The organism is Candidatus Poriferisodalis sp., from assembly GCF_965221945.1.
In the GTDB taxonomy this organism is placed as follows: Bacteria; Actinomycetota; Acidimicrobiia; order Acidimicrobiales; family Poriferisodalaceae; genus Poriferisodalis.
In genome coordinates, this window is record NZ_OZ244925.1 from 3,245,817 (window position 1) to 3,259,011 (window position 13,195).

The following is a 13,195-nucleotide window of genomic DNA, read 5'->3' on the forward strand; positions in this document are numbered from 1 at the left end:
CATGCCCTGCGCACCCGATGAGATCACACCCCCATCAAACAGAGGGGGTGTGACGCCAAGACTGGCGAACCCCTTGTCGGAGGAACCAGCCGGCGCAGCGCTAGCTGAGCGCGACGACCTCGACGTTGAACGTGAACGCCACCGCGGGATGCAACTGCGCCGAGACTTCGTGCGAACCCACGGTCCGGATCGGCGCGGGCAGCGTCAGCTTGCGCCGATCGACCTCGACGCCCGTACGGGCAGTCATCGCAACGGCAATTTCGCTGGTGGTGACCGATCCGTACAGGTACGAACCCGATCCCGCCCGGGCAGCGATCGTCACACCGTCCGCGGCTAGCTGCTGTGCGACACGCTCGGCCGTCTCGCGGTCGCGCAGGTCACGCACCGAGCGTGCCCGAGCCATGGCAGCAGCCTGGCTGACAGTGCCATCCGTCGCTCGCAAGGCCAGCCCACGAGGTATCAGGTGATTCCGGGCGAACCCGTCGGCGACGTCGATGACAGAACCTGCGGTGCCGACACCGTCGACGTCGCTGCGCAGCACGACCTTCATGCTTGCTCTCCGTCAACCGCCGCTGGCAGTTGTTCAACGACGTCGTCGAGGAGCTCTGCAACCCCGTTGTCGTGGTCTTCCTGCTCGTCGTCCACAGGCCCATCTGCCCGGTCGGGGGGCGGCTGGCGGTCGTCGCCCGAGCGTTGACCGCGTCGCTTGTCACCGCGTCGCTGCGTCATCGGCCGGCGCGCGTACTCGATCAACGCCATCTCCCGAGCGGTCTTGATGGCACGCGCCACCTCGCGCTGCTGCTGGCGATTGTTCCCAGAGACTCGCTGGGCGCGGATCTTGGCTCGCTCCGAGATGAAGGACCGGAGCAGTTCGGCGTCCTTGTAGTCGACGTAGGTCGCACCAGACGTCGTGAGCGGGCTGATCTTGCGCCGGCGCGGACGATTGCGCAGATCCTTGGTGCGCGCTCGACCGGTTCGCTTGCGTGGCGGCATTAGAAGGGCTCCTCCTCAGGTGAGTGCTGCGGTGGCCTGTCGCTGGCCTCCGAAGCGGGGGCGCCGCCGCGGCGTTCGCGGGTTCCGCCAGCTTCGCCTGCCGGTCCCCGTGGGATTCGTGTGATTTCGGCAGTCGCCCAGCGCAGCGATGGTGCAATCTCGTCGGCGACGATCTCGACGACGCTGCGCTGCTCGCCGTCCGGTGTCTCCCAGCTGCGCTGCTCGAGCCGACCGGTGACGACCACGCGGTTGCCCTTGGCCAGAGACTCGCTGACGTTCTCGGCAAGTTCGGCCCAGCAGACGACGTTGAAGAAGCTGACTTGCTCCTCCCAGTCGTTGGTCTGGCGGTTCATCCACCGCCGGTTCACGGCCATGCCGAGCACTGCCCGGGCGCGGCCGGTCTGGGTGAATCGAAGTTCGGGATCGCGGGTGAGATTTCCCACCACGGTGATGGTGTTGTCAGCCATGACGCCTCCGCTTAGTGGCTGTTGGCCGACCCCGCGTCGATCAATCCGCGTCGCTGCGCTTCGTCGTCGGGGAGTCGGATGAGCTTGTGGCGGACGACTTCGTCCGCGATCCGCAGGTATCGCTCTACCGGGTCCATCGCTCCGGGCTCAGCCCGCAGCTCGATGACCGAGTAATAGCCGCGTGTCTTGTGGTTGATCTCGTACGCAAAATCGCGCAGACCCCAGAAGTCGAACGAGGCGACCTCGCCGATCTCCGAAATCCGGCCTTGGACATCATCCATGGCCTTGCGGGCTTCAGCGTTTTCCAGGTCACCATCGCAGATGACCATTAGCTCGTACGCGCGCAATTGGGGGCGACCTCCTGTGGACCCGCCGGGGCGGGGCCCCTTTCGGGGCAGGGACTGGTTGATGCACCCACCTTGCGAGCCCGGCCCCAATGAGCGGACTTGCGGCAAGCGTCACTGACGCCTGTGGCCGAACGGGCACGCAGTGCCCGTGGTGCGCTCGCAACGCTAGGCCCGGCGCTCGTCGATCACACCTGCATTTTCTATCGAGTCTGTGGCTTCGACCCGTTGCCCCTCATGCCGGGCGGCAATCCTGCGGCGCCACGAGACCACGTTCAGCCTGAGTCTCCAGGTGTCCCTGGCGGGTACTGCAAGGGATCCAACACTGCCGCGAACAGCTGGCTCGCCCGCTCCGCGGCATCGACCGGTTCGTGTGGCGGGGTCAGCGTGATGCGCACCACAGCGGTGTAGTGGGAGGTCCACCCCGCGAACCATGCATCGCCGGTTTCCGGTGAGATTCCCGCTCGGCCGAGCGCTGTGACACCCGACGCCAGAGTGATCGTGTCCATGTCCGCACGTAGCTGCGAGACCACGGCCGCCTCGAAGACGGTCCGGCGGTTCACCGGCCAACGGTCGGTGTCGCGGACTCGCAGCGATCGACTCGGTGCTGCGTCACCTGCCTCCAGCACGATCCGAGAGGTGCGTTCCTCCCCGTCGGTGGCGACAACGCTGAACGCTGCTGCAACCTGGGCGACGTCGGCAACTTGGGGGACGACGTCGGAGGAGATGTCCGGAGCGATCCACGGACCCAGGGCGCTCGCGGCCGAAACGAGGAGATCACCGAGTGGCCGTGGGCGCAATCTGGACACAACATCGACGTCGCTTGCCGGCCCGGCGGCAGCGATACTCACGAGCACGCGCACGTCACCGCTGCGGTCCAGCACGACGACGTCGGCGCCGGCTGCGGGACCGAGCTGATTGCGAACCGTCTCAACAGCGGCACGCTGGGCAGGCAGGTCAAGGCTGGTCGTGACATGCAGGCCGGCAGTGACGATCCGATGAATGCCGTACCGCTCGACCAGCTGCAAGTACGCCTCCCCCACCGCCGTCACGAGGCCGGCGTCGGCGACGAGCATCCGGACGTACCCGCCAGCCGCCTCCCCCAGTGCGTCGGAGCCAGCCGCTCGGACGTCAGACTCGACCGGCACCGATCGCCCGGCTGCCAGCTCGTCGGAGGTGAGAACACCGTGCTCGTACATGGCCACCAGTACCCGGTCACGACCGAGTCGGGCCGGTCGGTACGGGTCGTCGGGACGATCCGATATCGCGTCGACACCCCAGGGAGCGTCAATGAGCGAAGCGATGTAGGCCGCTTGGGTCACCGTGAGATCGGACGCCGGGACGCCGTACCAAACAGTGGCGGCGGCATGCACGCCGTAGGAGCCACGGCCCAGGTACGCGACGTTCGCAAAGCGTTCAAGGATTTCTGGTCGGCTGAGCTGGCGACCCAGGCGCAGCTCTGCCAACAACATGCGCGCCTCGGCGACCGCGCCGGTGTCATCGTCATGGACGGTGTCGAGATACCTGCGCATGACCCCGTCACCGGAACCGGAACCGTCACCGTCACCGTCACCCGGAGCGTCCGGCTCATCCCAGACCCGCCGCAGCGAAGCTGCATATGACGTGGCATCGACGCCATCGCGTTCCAAGAAGCTCGGGTCGATCACCGCAACGATGGCGTCGACAAGTGCAGGTGCCATGTCCTCGAGGCCCAGCGAAGCGTGCGCGACGCTCGGGCCGATCTCGGCAATCGGCGTGCCGTAGCGGTCATACAGCACGCTCGGCATCACCTCCGCATGGGCAGGTGGCGACCGCAGGCTGTCAAACACTCGACTGCCGACGCCGACCGCGATCGCCAACGCCAATATCAGCCACAACAGCCGCCGCGCCCAGCGCTGAGAGGCCGGCGTCGCCCGAGCACCTCGGCCCGACCGGACCGGCTCACGGGCGGCTCCTGGGGGGGCGCCCGAGGTCGGCGACCCTGATGAGGTGGGCGTGCCAGAAGGGCTGGGGCGGTCCATGTCGCTCGCGCGGCGCAGAGTACAGCGAACGTGCGGGCCAACATGGTTGCCAACATGGGTGCGGTCGATTTGTACCCTCGGAGTGGTGGGATCGACCCCGGCCCGAGCATCCCCGCCGGGCACACCAGCGCTGAGTGACGATGACCGGCGAGAGCTGAGCGGGCGGATCGGTCCGCTTGCAGCGGCCTTCACCCGCGCAGGGCACCGCTTCTTCCTCGTTGGCGGGCTTGTGCGTGACACGCTGCTCGGTCACGGGCTCACCGGCGACATCGACATCACGACCGACGCGATTCCCGACCAGATCGCGCAACTGGTCGCCGACTGGGCGGACACGGTGTGGGAACAGGGAAAGGCCTTCGGCACCATCGGTGCGCGCCGCAAAGACACCGCAGTCGAGATCACCACGCATCGAGCCGAGTCCTACGACAGCGGTTCGCGTAAGCCGCACGTGCGCTTCTCCGACGACATCGTGACCGATCTGGGGCGGCGCGATTTCACCGTCAACGCCATGGCCATCGAGGTGCCGGGCTGGACGTTGTACGACCCGTTCGGCGGATTGGCGGATCTGGCGAACGGTGTCCTGCGCACGCCGTCGGAACCAGAGGGACTGTTCTCCGATGATCCGCTGCGGATGCTGCGGGCGGCTCGATTCAGCGCGCAGCTCGCGCTCGCCCCGACGCAGGAATTGGTCACGGCAATCCGCGGCATGCGTCCCCGGTTGGCCATCGTGTCACGTGAGCGCATCGGAACGGAACTCACCAAGCTGCTGGAGCTGCCGCGGCCGTCCGCCGGAGTGAGATTCCTCGACGACACGGGCCTGCTGGGCGACCTGTTGCCGCCGTGGCAGCAGTCCGGCACTGCCATTCCGGCTCCGGGGTTCGACGCCGTCGGCGACCTTGACGAGCGCGTCGAGATTCGCTGGGCGATCCTGCTGGGACTCGTCTGCGACGACGAGGCCACCGCGGCACGCTGCCTGTCTGCGCTTCGTATCAGGGGCGCGACAATCCAGGGGGCCATCGCGATCGGGCGGGCTGCGCGTGCGCTCCAGACGGCTTCCGCCGACGCGGCGGCGTCAGGTGGCGGCGGACCCGACACAGGGCGACCGGTTGCGCGTCGACTGGTCGCGGATCATGGCCCGCAGCTGGACGCTGCCACCGCCACCGTGACCGCTTGGGACGGCTCGCTGAGCGAGACGTTCGTCAGGTTGCTGGCGGAGGTCCAAACAGCCGAAGGCGAAGCCCTCAGGCGCCTCCCCGTGGACGGCCACTGCGTCATGGAGGTGCTCGGGAGGTCGGGTCCCGTGGTGGGTGAAGCTCTGGCATGGCTGCGCAACCAGCAGATCGAACACGGCCCGTTGAGTTCCGAACGTGCCTGCGCGCTGCTCGCGGAATGGGATCGACGCCGGCCGCAATAGGGGACGGGTGCATTTGAGGCCGCGCACTAGCGTGAGCCGCGTGACGCTTCAGCCTCACATTGCACCCGAGCCCGCTCCGGCCGTTCCCGGATCGGTCGACTACCGCCTCAGGCGGCGGCGCCTGCTTGCCGATGTGGAGGCGGGAGTGATCTCACGTGCCGAGGCCTGCGATGCGCACCCCGACCTGTTGCGGGCTGCTCGCAATGCAGCACCGCCGCTGGGCCGCAGCTGCCCACTGTGCTCCGACGGTGACCTCCGCATCGTCGGCTATGTCTTCGGGCCCCGGATGGGCAGCGGGGGCAAGTGCGTGCTCTCGGATGTAGAACTCCAACGCGTCGCACAGCGAAACGGGAACTTCGTGGCCTACGAGGTGGAGGTTTGTCCCAAGTGCGGCTGGAACCACCTCATCCGGCGCTATCCGCTGGGCCCCAGCTGATCAGGGGACACACCCGGGCAGCCTGAATGCCGTCCGCTCAGTGAGTCCGGCCCGGCAGTGGCAGCAGTGGGAGTTTCTGGCATCCTTCTAGCTGTCCGGCGCGGGCCTCTACGGGCTCCCGCAGCAGCCGGCGGCGGAGCAGGTGACGATGAAGTTTGAGCTTGGCGACCGCGTGATCTACCCCCACCACGGTGCAGCGGAGATCACAGCCCGGGAGGAGCGCGACGAATTCGGCGAAGCCCGCGAGTACTTGGTGCTCAAGACTGCTCACGGCGATCTGACCGTCAAGGTCCCCACCGACATGGTAGACGAAGTCGGCATGCGGCCGCCGATCGACACCGACGACGTCGAGGATCTCTTCGAGCTGCTCGCCAAGAAGGACGTGCGTGAGCCGGCCAACTGGAGTCGGCGCTTCAAGAATCACCAGGAGAAGTTGAAGTCCGGCGACATCTACCAAGTCGCCGAGGTGGTGCGGAACCTCGCGCTTCGTGAGAACGCCAAGGGTCTCTCGGCCGGCGAGAAGTCGATGCTCGAGAAGTCCCGGCAGATCCTCGTGTCGGAGCTGTCCATCAGCATGGACGTCACTGAGGACGAGGCTCGCCAACAGGTGGAACTGCGGCTCGCCGGCTGAGCGGGCAGCGAACGGGCGCGAAGATGCGCCGACCGCAGGGCGCCGGGGCAGCTGCCGCTGGCATCGGCGTCTCTCGCCTGTCAGGTCTCGCACGCACGGCGCTCATCGTCAACGTCCTCGGGATCGGCACCATCGGCGATGCCTTCGCTGCGGCGATGCGCATCCCGAACTTCCTGCAGAACCTTCTGGGCGAAGGTGCGCTGTCGGGGGCATTCGTCCCGGCGTACAGCTCGCTGACCGAACGCGATGAGCGTGCGGCGGGAAGGCTCGCCGGCGCGATCGCAACCTTCCTGGTGGCGACCACGGCCACCGCAGCGCTGATCAGCATCTTCGCCGCACGGCCGTTGGTGCGGCTCATCGCCTGGGGCTTTGTCGGTGAACGCTTCGAGCTGACCGTCACCCTCGTGCGCATCACGGTGTGCGGGACGGCGCTGGCGGTGCTGAGCGCGTGGTGCTTGGGCGTGCTCAACAGCCATCGACGTTTCTTCCTGTCCTATGTGGCGCCGGTGGTGTGGAACGCCACCCAGATTGCGGTACTCGTCGGCGTGCTCGCGTGGGGGGTCGCGGGCGCTGACCGCGCAACAGCGCTGGCCTGGGGCGTGACCGCTGGCGCGGCCGCCCAAGTCCTGGTGCAGCTGCGGGGCGTCTGGCGGGCAGACCCCCAGATCGCGTTGAACTTCGGCTGGCGCGAGCGGGAGGCGGCAGGTGTCATCAAGCGATTCGGTCCTGCGGTGGCTGGACGGGGCGTGCTGCAGATCTCCGCATTCTTGGATCTCGCCCTGGCTTCGTTGCTCAGCGTGGGGGCAGCGGCAGCAATGGCCGCTGCACAGACGCTGTACCTGCTGCCGTTGAGCCTGATCGGCACCAGCATCGCCGCGGCTGAGCTGACCGAATTGAGCCGGGTCCGCGATCCCGCAGCCATTGCAGAGCGCACAGCTCGACGCCTGTGCGCCACTGCCTTCGCTGTCTCGGGCGTGGTGGCGATCTACTTCGCAGCCGGAGGACCCCTCACCGACACGGTGTTCAATCTGGCCGGCCTCCGCAACGCGATCGCAAATGACGACATCACCCTGATCGCCTTGGTGCTCGGCGCCTACTCAGTGGGTCTGGTGCCGTTGGTTGCTTCGCGGCTCTGCCAGAACGTCCTGTTTGCTGCCCGCGACACTCGCACGGCCGCCACCATCGCAGCAATCCGGCTGGCAGTATCGCTGGCCATCGGCGCTGCGCTGATGCTGCCGCTGGATCGGGTGCTCGTCGTCGACGGTGCCCTCACCGGGTTCGGCGACATCGATCTGTTCTCGCTGGAGTCCACCTGGTCGTTGCTGGACTCGAAGATTCGCTCCAATCCCGCGCTGCCAGCCCGCCTAGGCGCCGTGGGTCTGGCCATCGGCGCAGCAGTCGGCGCTTGGGTCGAATTGGGATTGCTGCGCCGAGCTCTCCTGCAACGCCGTTCCGCGCGAACTGGGCTGCCACGGCAAGCTGACTGGCCGAACCAGCGGCTGTTCGGGGGCGCGCTCGGCCGTCATTTGGTGCCGGGCGCTGTGGCATTCGTCGTCGGCCTCCCTACAGCGCTGGCGCTGGAGGTCCTGCCCTCGGTACTGCGAGCCGCCGTCGCGGTGCTGGTCATGGCGGGTTTCCACCTCGGCTGCGGGCTCGCACTCCGGCTGCCCGCGGCCAAAGCACTAACTTCGCAACTGTCCCGACTCGTACTGAACCGGCGGCAGCGCCCGCACGACAACGCGGGCGGCACCACGGGCGACGACACAGTTCAGTCGCCTACTGACGACAACGAAGGAGGCGTGACGCAATGACAGCGCAAGCCCCGGTTCACATCATCACTGACAGCTCCTGCGACCTCAGCGACGACGTAGCCACAGAACTCGGCATCACGATCGTCCCGCTGGAAATCCGGTTCGGCATGCAGACGTTCACCGACCGCGTCGAGCTGAGCACGGCCGATTTCTGGGAACGGTGCAGGGCAAGCGATGATCTGCCGTCCACTGCCGCGCCCTCTCCCGGTGCCTTCACCGAGGCGTATCAACGCGCTGGCGACACCGGCGCGAGCGAGGTCGTCGTCATCACGCTGAGCGGCGATCTCTCCGCCACGATCGAAGCAGCACAGCAAGCTGCGTCGCAGCCCCCCGACGGCATCACGTGCCACGTTGTCGACAGCCGCTCCGTGAGCGCAGGCCTTGGCTTGCTCGTCATCGGCGCGGCGGAGCTCGCCTCGGGCGGCGCCAGCGGGGCCGAGATTGCCGAAGTTGTGCGCGCGGCCGCGCAGCGGGTCCGCGTTCACGCCGCCCTGGACACCTTGGAGAACCTGCGCAAGGGCGGCCGCATCGGCGCGGCACAGTCACTACTCGGTTCGGTGCTGTCGATCAAGCCGCTGATCACGGTCACGGACGGCCGCGTCGAACCTGCGGGCAAGCAGCGGACGCGCACTCGGGCACTCACGCACCTGGTCGACTTGGTGTCAGCGCAGAGCGCCAACATTTCCCAGCTCGCCGTGATGCATGCGGACTGCGCTGACATCGACGATTTCGTGGCACGGGTCGCGCCGCTCACAGACATTGAGCCCATGGTGATGCTGATCGGCCCCGTGGTCGGCGCGCACGCGGGTGTCGGCACCATCGGTGTGGTCTTCATCGAGCGAGAGTCCGCTCCGCGCCAGGAGTGACCAACACCGCCTCGAGCGAACGGTACGAGCGGCGCGAGCTGCTGCAGCCGGGGGCCGTCGAGACGTGGTCGGGGCTCGACCGCACGCTCAACCGACCCGTCACCATTCGCCGCGCCGATGCCGACAGCGAGATCGGGCACCGGTTGCGCCTGCAGGCCAAGGCGCTTGCGCGGGTGGAGCACCACGGCCTCTTGCACATCCTCGACACCTACGACGAAGCAGACCACTTCGCGATCGTCACCGAACAGTTGCCCACGAGATTGCTCGTCGACGAGCTCACGGCACCCAACGGAGACACGAGACGGCTCACCGCGCCCGAATCAGTCCGCATCGTCATTGCAGTGACGGAGGCGCTGGCCGTCCTGCACAGCGCGGGCTTCGCTCACGGCGGCGTCGACGCGGACTACATCGGGTGGCGCGCCGAGGTGGGATGGGTCATTCTCAACGGCCCGCCGACCGACGACGCCGTGACGATCCCGGCCACTCGGCGAGCCGATCTGGTGTCGCTCGCTGTGCTCGCGCATCGCCTGATCGTCGGGGCGGCGCCCCAGCGGCGTCCCGACGGGACGTGGGAGCTCGACTCCGTCATTCCTGACGTTGTGGCGCCTGTGCTGGCGCGGGCAATGAGTGCGTCGGATCCGTGGCCAGACGTGCCGTCGATGCTGCTCGCGCTGCGATCGATTGTGGACGACTTGCCAATAGCCGACGGCGTGCGCACCGACCGCAGGTCGGTGTGGCAGGCGGAGCGGCACTGGCTAGCCCCTGTTGGCGTACTCGTGGCCGCTGCGGCGACGCTGGTTGGCATCGCGCTGCTCATCGAGCAGCCGGCTGATCGCAGCGGAGATGCCACGCCATCAGTCGAGACCACTGTCCCGGATCCTGATGCACCGACGGCCGTCACGGTTGCCCCGGTCGCGACCGCGACCATCGCGCCGCAGACCACACCTGCCATCGTGCCCGCACCGACTACGACCCAAGTCCGTCGCGTGTCGATCCTCCTCGAATCCATCACCGACTTCGATCCCGCCGGTGACGACCGGGTCGAGCATCCCGAACGGCTGATCTTCATCAATAACGGCGACCCGACGACCGGGTGGAGCACGGCGCGCTACAGCTCGCGCGACTTCGGCGGCCTGAAAGACGGTGTCGGACTCATTGTCGTGCTCGCAGGAGACGAGCCGCGCCCGATCGAGCGCTTGGCCGTCGACTCCCCCACCGTGGGCTGGTCCTTCGAGGTGTACGCATCGGGCGAGCGCAATCGCACGCTGATCGACTGGGGTCGCCCCCTGGCCGCGGCGCAGGACATCACAGGTTCGACCGCTCTGGACGTGCCCACCACCGACGCAGCGGCCGTGCTCGTGTGGATCACCAATCTCGGTGATGAACTGCCCAGCGGCGGGCATCGCGTGACCATTTCCCGGATCGAAATCGACACCACAGCCGCCGCCGAGGCGCCACCCAGCACCGATGCCGTCACGCCCTAGCGGCCAATCGTTCTCGTAGGCTTCCGCCGATGATCTCCAAGCGGGGGCGGCGCAGCTCGACGGCGGACCCTCACGAGGCGGACGACGACAACGTGGCTGCAGCGATCGCTCGCTTCGTGGACGCGGTCGAGGCCGTGCGCGCCCGCACCAGCGGACCGCTGGTCACGGCTGGCCGAGCACTGGTGTACGGCCTCGTCATCGCCACCGCAGCCGTCGGCGTCCTGGTGCTCGTGGCAATCGCGGCCATCCGAGCGCTCGACATCGTCGTGCCGGGCGAGGTGTGGTCGGCGTACCTGATTGGGAGCGGCGCGTTCGGCCTCGCTGGTGCATGGGCGTGGTCCAAGCGGCGGCCACGCACGGCGAGGGGGACATGAGTAGCAACGGCGCCGAGCCGCGCGACGTCATCATCGTCGGAAGCGGACCGGCTGGCCTGACCGCTGCCATCTACACCGCTCGCGCCCGACTGGCGCCCCTCGTCATCGAGGGCGAGCCGTCCTCCACCAGCGACCAGCCAGGAGGCCAGCTCATGCTGACCACCGACGTGGAGAACTACCCCGGATTCCCCGATGGCGTCATGGGTCCCGACTTGATGGTGAGCTTCCGGGCCCAGGCGGAGCGCTTCGGTGCCGAGTTCATCACTGCCAAGGCCACCAAGGTGGACTTTAGCGAACGACCGTTCTCAGTCTGGGTAGGTGACGACTGCTACCAAAGCCGCACGGTGATTGTGTCGACCGGAGCGCAGAGCCTGCTGCTCGGGCTACCGAATGAGGAACGCCTCATCGGCCACGGGGTATCCACCTGTGCCACCTGCGACGGCTTTTTCTTCCGGGGACAGGAGATTGCAGTGGTGGGAGGCGGCGACAGCGCGCTCGAGGAGGCCACGTTCCTAACCCGATTCGCCTCCAAGGTGTACGTCGTGCACCGGCGCGACCGGCTGCGGGCTTCGAAGATCATGCAGGACCGGGCGTTCGCCAACGAGCGCATCGAGTTCTTGTGGAATCGTCAGGTGGTGGAGATCCGGGGTGATGAGCAGCTCGCAGGCGTCACGCTGGTGGACACTGCGACCCAGGAGCGTTCCGCGCTCGATGTGACCGGCCTGTTCATCGCGATCGGACATCAGCCGAATACGGAGTTGTTCGCGGATTGGCTCGACCTCAAGCCCAACGGCTATCTCGTGACCGAGGCCGGCAGCGCGCGCACCAACATCGCCGGCGTCTTTGCCTGCGGCGACGTGCAAGACGACTATTACCGTCAGGCGGTAACGGCCGCCGGCTCGGGATGCCAGGCGGCCATCGACGCCGAGCGCTGGCTGGAAGCCCAAGGACACTGACGACCGCCGGTCCAACCGCCGTCGAGCCAGACCGAGAGGTAGCCTCGCGGCAATCACGAGATGAGGAGCCGGCGATGGCCGAAGGCATTTCCACCTTGGACGACAGCACATTCGACGAGACCGTCGGCAGCGCCGACAGCCCCGTGTTGGTGGACTTCTGGGCCGAATGGTGCGGGCCGTGCAAGATGATCGCCCCCATCCTCGAAGAAATCGCCGCTGAGAACGACAACATCCGCATCGCGAAGGTCAACGTCGACGAGAGTCCAGACTTGGCGATGCGCTATCAGGTGATGAGCATTCCCACGCTCATCATGTTCACCGACGGCGAACCGGCAAAGCGTCTCGTGGGCGCCAAGCCGAAGAACGCCCTGCTTGCTGAGATCGGCGAATTCCTCTGATCCGACCGTTCGGCATCGGCGCAGCAGGTCCGCACGTACGAGACCTCCAGCACCGGCTGAACGCGACGGGCCATTGGCATGGCCCCATCACCGGAACATTCGATTCGGCGACCGCCGCGGCCGTCAAGGCATTCCAGGTTCAGCGCTCCATCGATATCGACGGCATCTGCGGTCCTGAGACGTGGTCACTGCTGATCGAGGCAGGTCAGCGGCTCGGAGATCGCCTGCTGTACCTGTGCACCCCGCACCTGCGCGGTGACGACGTTGCTGAAGTGCAGCGCATGCTCAGCACACTGGGTTTCACAGTCGGGCGGATCGATGGAATCTGGGGCCCACTGACCGCTGCAGCGCTTGCGGACTTCCAGCTCAACATGGGTCTCGGAGGCGACAGCGTCTGCGGCGGGCAGACCTTGCAGACGCTGCAACGGTTGGTGCGTCCGCTCGGCGACGCGTCGGTCGTAGCGCATATCACTGAGACCCAGCGCCTGGAGTCCGGCGGCGGCCAGCTGGCGGGACGTCGCATCGCTGTGGGAGAAGCCGGCGGACTCGAACCGGTCACGGCGTCGGTGAGGCGCGAAATCGGTCGCAACGGCGCCGAGGTGCTGACCGTTCACCATCCCGACTGGTCGGCGCAAGCCGCGCAGGTCAACCGGTTCGGTGCAGCTGTCTACATCGGTTTCGAAGTGAAGCCTGCGGCTCCCTCGATCAGCTTCTTCCAGGGTCGTCACTTTGTGAGCCGCGCAGGTCAGAAACTCGCTGCTGACATCGCGCACAGGCTCGAACCAATGTTCGGTGCCATCCCGACCAACGGCATGGGCCTCCCGATGCTGCGTGAGAGTGCCATGCCAGCAGTGCTGTGCAGGTTCGAGCGGATTGACGTCTTGCTCGAGCGAAACCGGGAGGTTGCCGACGTCGTTACTCAGTCGACTCGCGACCTGCTCGCCGACTTGCACGTCGCCGAGGCGTCACGCGAGTAGCCCCTTGTCCCCAGGTTGTCCAC

Annotated in this window: 14 protein-coding genes and 2 pseudogenes; 11 read left to right on the plus strand and 5 right to left on the minus strand. The window is 67.1% G+C overall.

Going from position 1 to position 13,195, the window contains the following annotated elements; genetic code table 11:
* Positions 1 to 100 precede the first annotated feature (100 nt).
* The 5 genes and pseudogenes from rplI to ACOQPH_RS15310 form a co-directional block, all read right to left on the minus strand.
* Positions 101 to 550: a 50S ribosomal protein L9 gene (gene rplI / locus ACOQPH_RS15290; protein ID WP_420622198.1), complete on the minus strand. Its 450-nt coding sequence runs from the start codon at positions 548 to 550 to the stop codon at positions 101 to 103.
* 176 nt (positions 551 to 726) lie between these two features.
* Positions 727 to 993 (minus strand): annotated as a pseudogene (gene rpsR, locus ACOQPH_RS15295) (30S ribosomal protein S18); the annotation flags it as partial.
* Positions 993 to 1,460 carry a single-stranded DNA-binding protein gene (gene ssb / locus ACOQPH_RS15300; RefSeq protein WP_420622199.1) on the minus strand — a complete coding sequence of 156 codons (468 nt, stop codon included), beginning with the start codon at positions 1,458 to 1,460 and terminating at the stop codon, positions 993 to 995. The pseudogene rpsR and the gene ssb, both read right to left, overlap by 1 nt.
* Positions 1,461 to 1,471: 11 nt before the next feature.
* Positions 1,472 to 1,807 (minus strand): 30S ribosomal protein S6, encoded by a 336-nt coding sequence (gene rpsF / locus ACOQPH_RS15305; RefSeq protein ID WP_420622200.1) that lies wholly within the window; start codon positions 1,805 to 1,807, stop codon positions 1,472 to 1,474.
* A 272-nt stretch (positions 1,808 to 2,079) separates the two neighbouring features.
* A complete protein-coding gene (locus ACOQPH_RS15310; RefSeq protein ID WP_420622201.1) occupies positions 2,080 to 3,591 on the minus strand; it encodes a transglycosylase domain-containing protein in 1,512 nt (503 codons plus the stop codon).
* 319 nt (positions 3,592 to 3,910) lie between these two features.
* On the opposite strand from ACOQPH_RS15310, the gene ACOQPH_RS15315 reads away from it, so the two are divergent.
* The 11 genes and pseudogenes from ACOQPH_RS15315 (at position 3,911) to ACOQPH_RS15365 (ending at position 13,172) form a co-directional block, all read left to right on the plus strand.
* Positions 3,911 to 5,239 carry a CCA tRNA nucleotidyltransferase gene (locus ACOQPH_RS15315; RefSeq protein WP_420622202.1) on the plus strand — a complete coding sequence of 443 codons (1,329 nt, stop codon included), beginning with the start codon at positions 3,911 to 3,913 and terminating at the stop codon, positions 5,237 to 5,239.
* Positions 5,240 to 5,279: 40 nt separating this feature from the next.
* The gene (locus ACOQPH_RS15320) at positions 5,280 to 5,675 is read left to right on the plus strand and encodes a DUF5318 family protein (protein ID WP_420622203.1); all 396 of its coding nucleotides are present in this window, start codon (positions 5,280 to 5,282) and stop codon (positions 5,673 to 5,675) included.
* A 148-nt stretch (positions 5,676 to 5,823) separates the two neighbouring features.
* Positions 5,824 to 6,306 carry a CarD family transcriptional regulator gene (locus ACOQPH_RS15325; RefSeq protein WP_419551332.1) on the plus strand — a complete coding sequence of 161 codons (483 nt, stop codon included), beginning with the start codon at positions 5,824 to 5,826 and terminating at the stop codon, positions 6,304 to 6,306.
* A gap of 23 nt (positions 6,307 to 6,329) precedes the next feature.
* Positions 6,330 to 8,117, plus strand: coding sequence for a murein biosynthesis integral membrane protein MurJ (murJ, locus tag ACOQPH_RS15330; RefSeq protein ID WP_420622204.1), 1,788 nt, complete (start codon positions 6,330 to 6,332; stop codon positions 8,115 to 8,117).
* The gene (locus tag ACOQPH_RS15335; protein WP_420622205.1) at positions 8,114 to 8,983 is read left to right on the plus strand and encodes a DegV family protein; all 870 of its coding nucleotides are present in this window, start codon (positions 8,114 to 8,116) and stop codon (positions 8,981 to 8,983) included. The genes murJ and ACOQPH_RS15335 overlap by 4 nt, the downstream gene beginning before the upstream one ends.
* Positions 8,980 to 10,467 carry a hypothetical protein gene (locus tag ACOQPH_RS15340; protein WP_420622206.1) on the plus strand — a complete coding sequence of 496 codons (1,488 nt, stop codon included), beginning with the start codon at positions 8,980 to 8,982 and terminating at the stop codon, positions 10,465 to 10,467. Before ACOQPH_RS15335 ends, ACOQPH_RS15340 begins: the two co-directional genes overlap by 4 nt.
* A 29-nt stretch (positions 10,468 to 10,496) precedes the next feature.
* Complete coding sequence (locus tag ACOQPH_RS15345; protein WP_420622207.1) at positions 10,497 to 10,841, plus strand: hypothetical protein; 345 nt, start codon at positions 10,497 to 10,499, stop codon at positions 10,839 to 10,841.
* The gene (gene trxB, locus ACOQPH_RS15350; protein WP_420622208.1) at positions 10,838 to 11,797 is read left to right on the plus strand and encodes a thioredoxin-disulfide reductase; all 960 of its coding nucleotides are present in this window, start codon (positions 10,838 to 10,840) and stop codon (positions 11,795 to 11,797) included. Before ACOQPH_RS15345 ends, trxB begins: the two co-directional genes overlap by 4 nt.
* 74 nt (positions 11,798 to 11,871) lie before the next feature.
* The gene (gene trxA, locus ACOQPH_RS15355; RefSeq protein WP_420622209.1) at positions 11,872 to 12,195 is read left to right on the plus strand and encodes a thioredoxin; all 324 of its coding nucleotides are present in this window, start codon (positions 11,872 to 11,874) and stop codon (positions 12,193 to 12,195) included.
* Between the two features lie 86 nt (positions 12,196 to 12,281).
* A pseudogene (locus ACOQPH_RS15360) lies at positions 12,282 to 12,329 on the plus strand (hypothetical protein); the annotation flags it as partial.
* A 147-nt stretch (positions 12,330 to 12,476) separates the two neighbouring features.
* Positions 12,477 to 13,172 carry a peptidoglycan-binding protein gene (locus tag ACOQPH_RS15365; protein WP_420622210.1) on the plus strand — a complete coding sequence of 232 codons (696 nt, stop codon included), beginning with the start codon at positions 12,477 to 12,479 and terminating at the stop codon, positions 13,170 to 13,172.
* Positions 13,173 to 13,195: the final 23 nt, after the last annotated feature.

Bases quoted from the DNA above. Each gene is read 5' to 3' on its own strand.
- ACOQPH_RS15310 (WP_420622201.1), bottom strand. From the start codon at position 3,591: ATGCCGAGCGTGCTGTATGACCGCTACGGCACGCCGATTGCCGAGATC.
- murJ (WP_420622204.1), top strand. From the start codon at position 6,330: ATGCGCCGACCGCAGGGCGCCGGGGCAGCTGCCGCTGGCATCGGCGTC.
- rplI (WP_420622198.1), bottom strand. From the start codon at position 550: ATGAAGGTCGTGCTGCGCAGCGACGTCGACGGTGTCGGCACCGCAGGT.
- trxB (WP_420622208.1), top strand. From the start codon at position 10,838: ATGAGTAGCAACGGCGCCGAGCCGCGCGACGTCATCATCGTCGGAAGC.
- ssb (WP_420622199.1), bottom strand. From the start codon at position 1,460: ATGGCTGACAACACCATCACCGTGGTGGGAAATCTCACCCGCGATCCC.
- ACOQPH_RS15365 (WP_420622210.1), top strand. From the start codon at position 12,477: ATGCTCAGCACACTGGGTTTCACAGTCGGGCGGATCGATGGAATCTGG.
- ACOQPH_RS15335 (WP_420622205.1), top strand. From the start codon at position 8,114: ATGACAGCGCAAGCCCCGGTTCACATCATCACTGACAGCTCCTGCGAC.
- ACOQPH_RS15345 (WP_420622207.1), top strand. From the start codon at position 10,497: ATGATCTCCAAGCGGGGGCGGCGCAGCTCGACGGCGGACCCTCACGAG.
- ACOQPH_RS15325 (WP_419551332.1), top strand. From the start codon at position 5,824: ATGAAGTTTGAGCTTGGCGACCGCGTGATCTACCCCCACCACGGTGCA.
- trxA (WP_420622209.1), top strand. From the start codon at position 11,872: ATGGCCGAAGGCATTTCCACCTTGGACGACAGCACATTCGACGAGACC.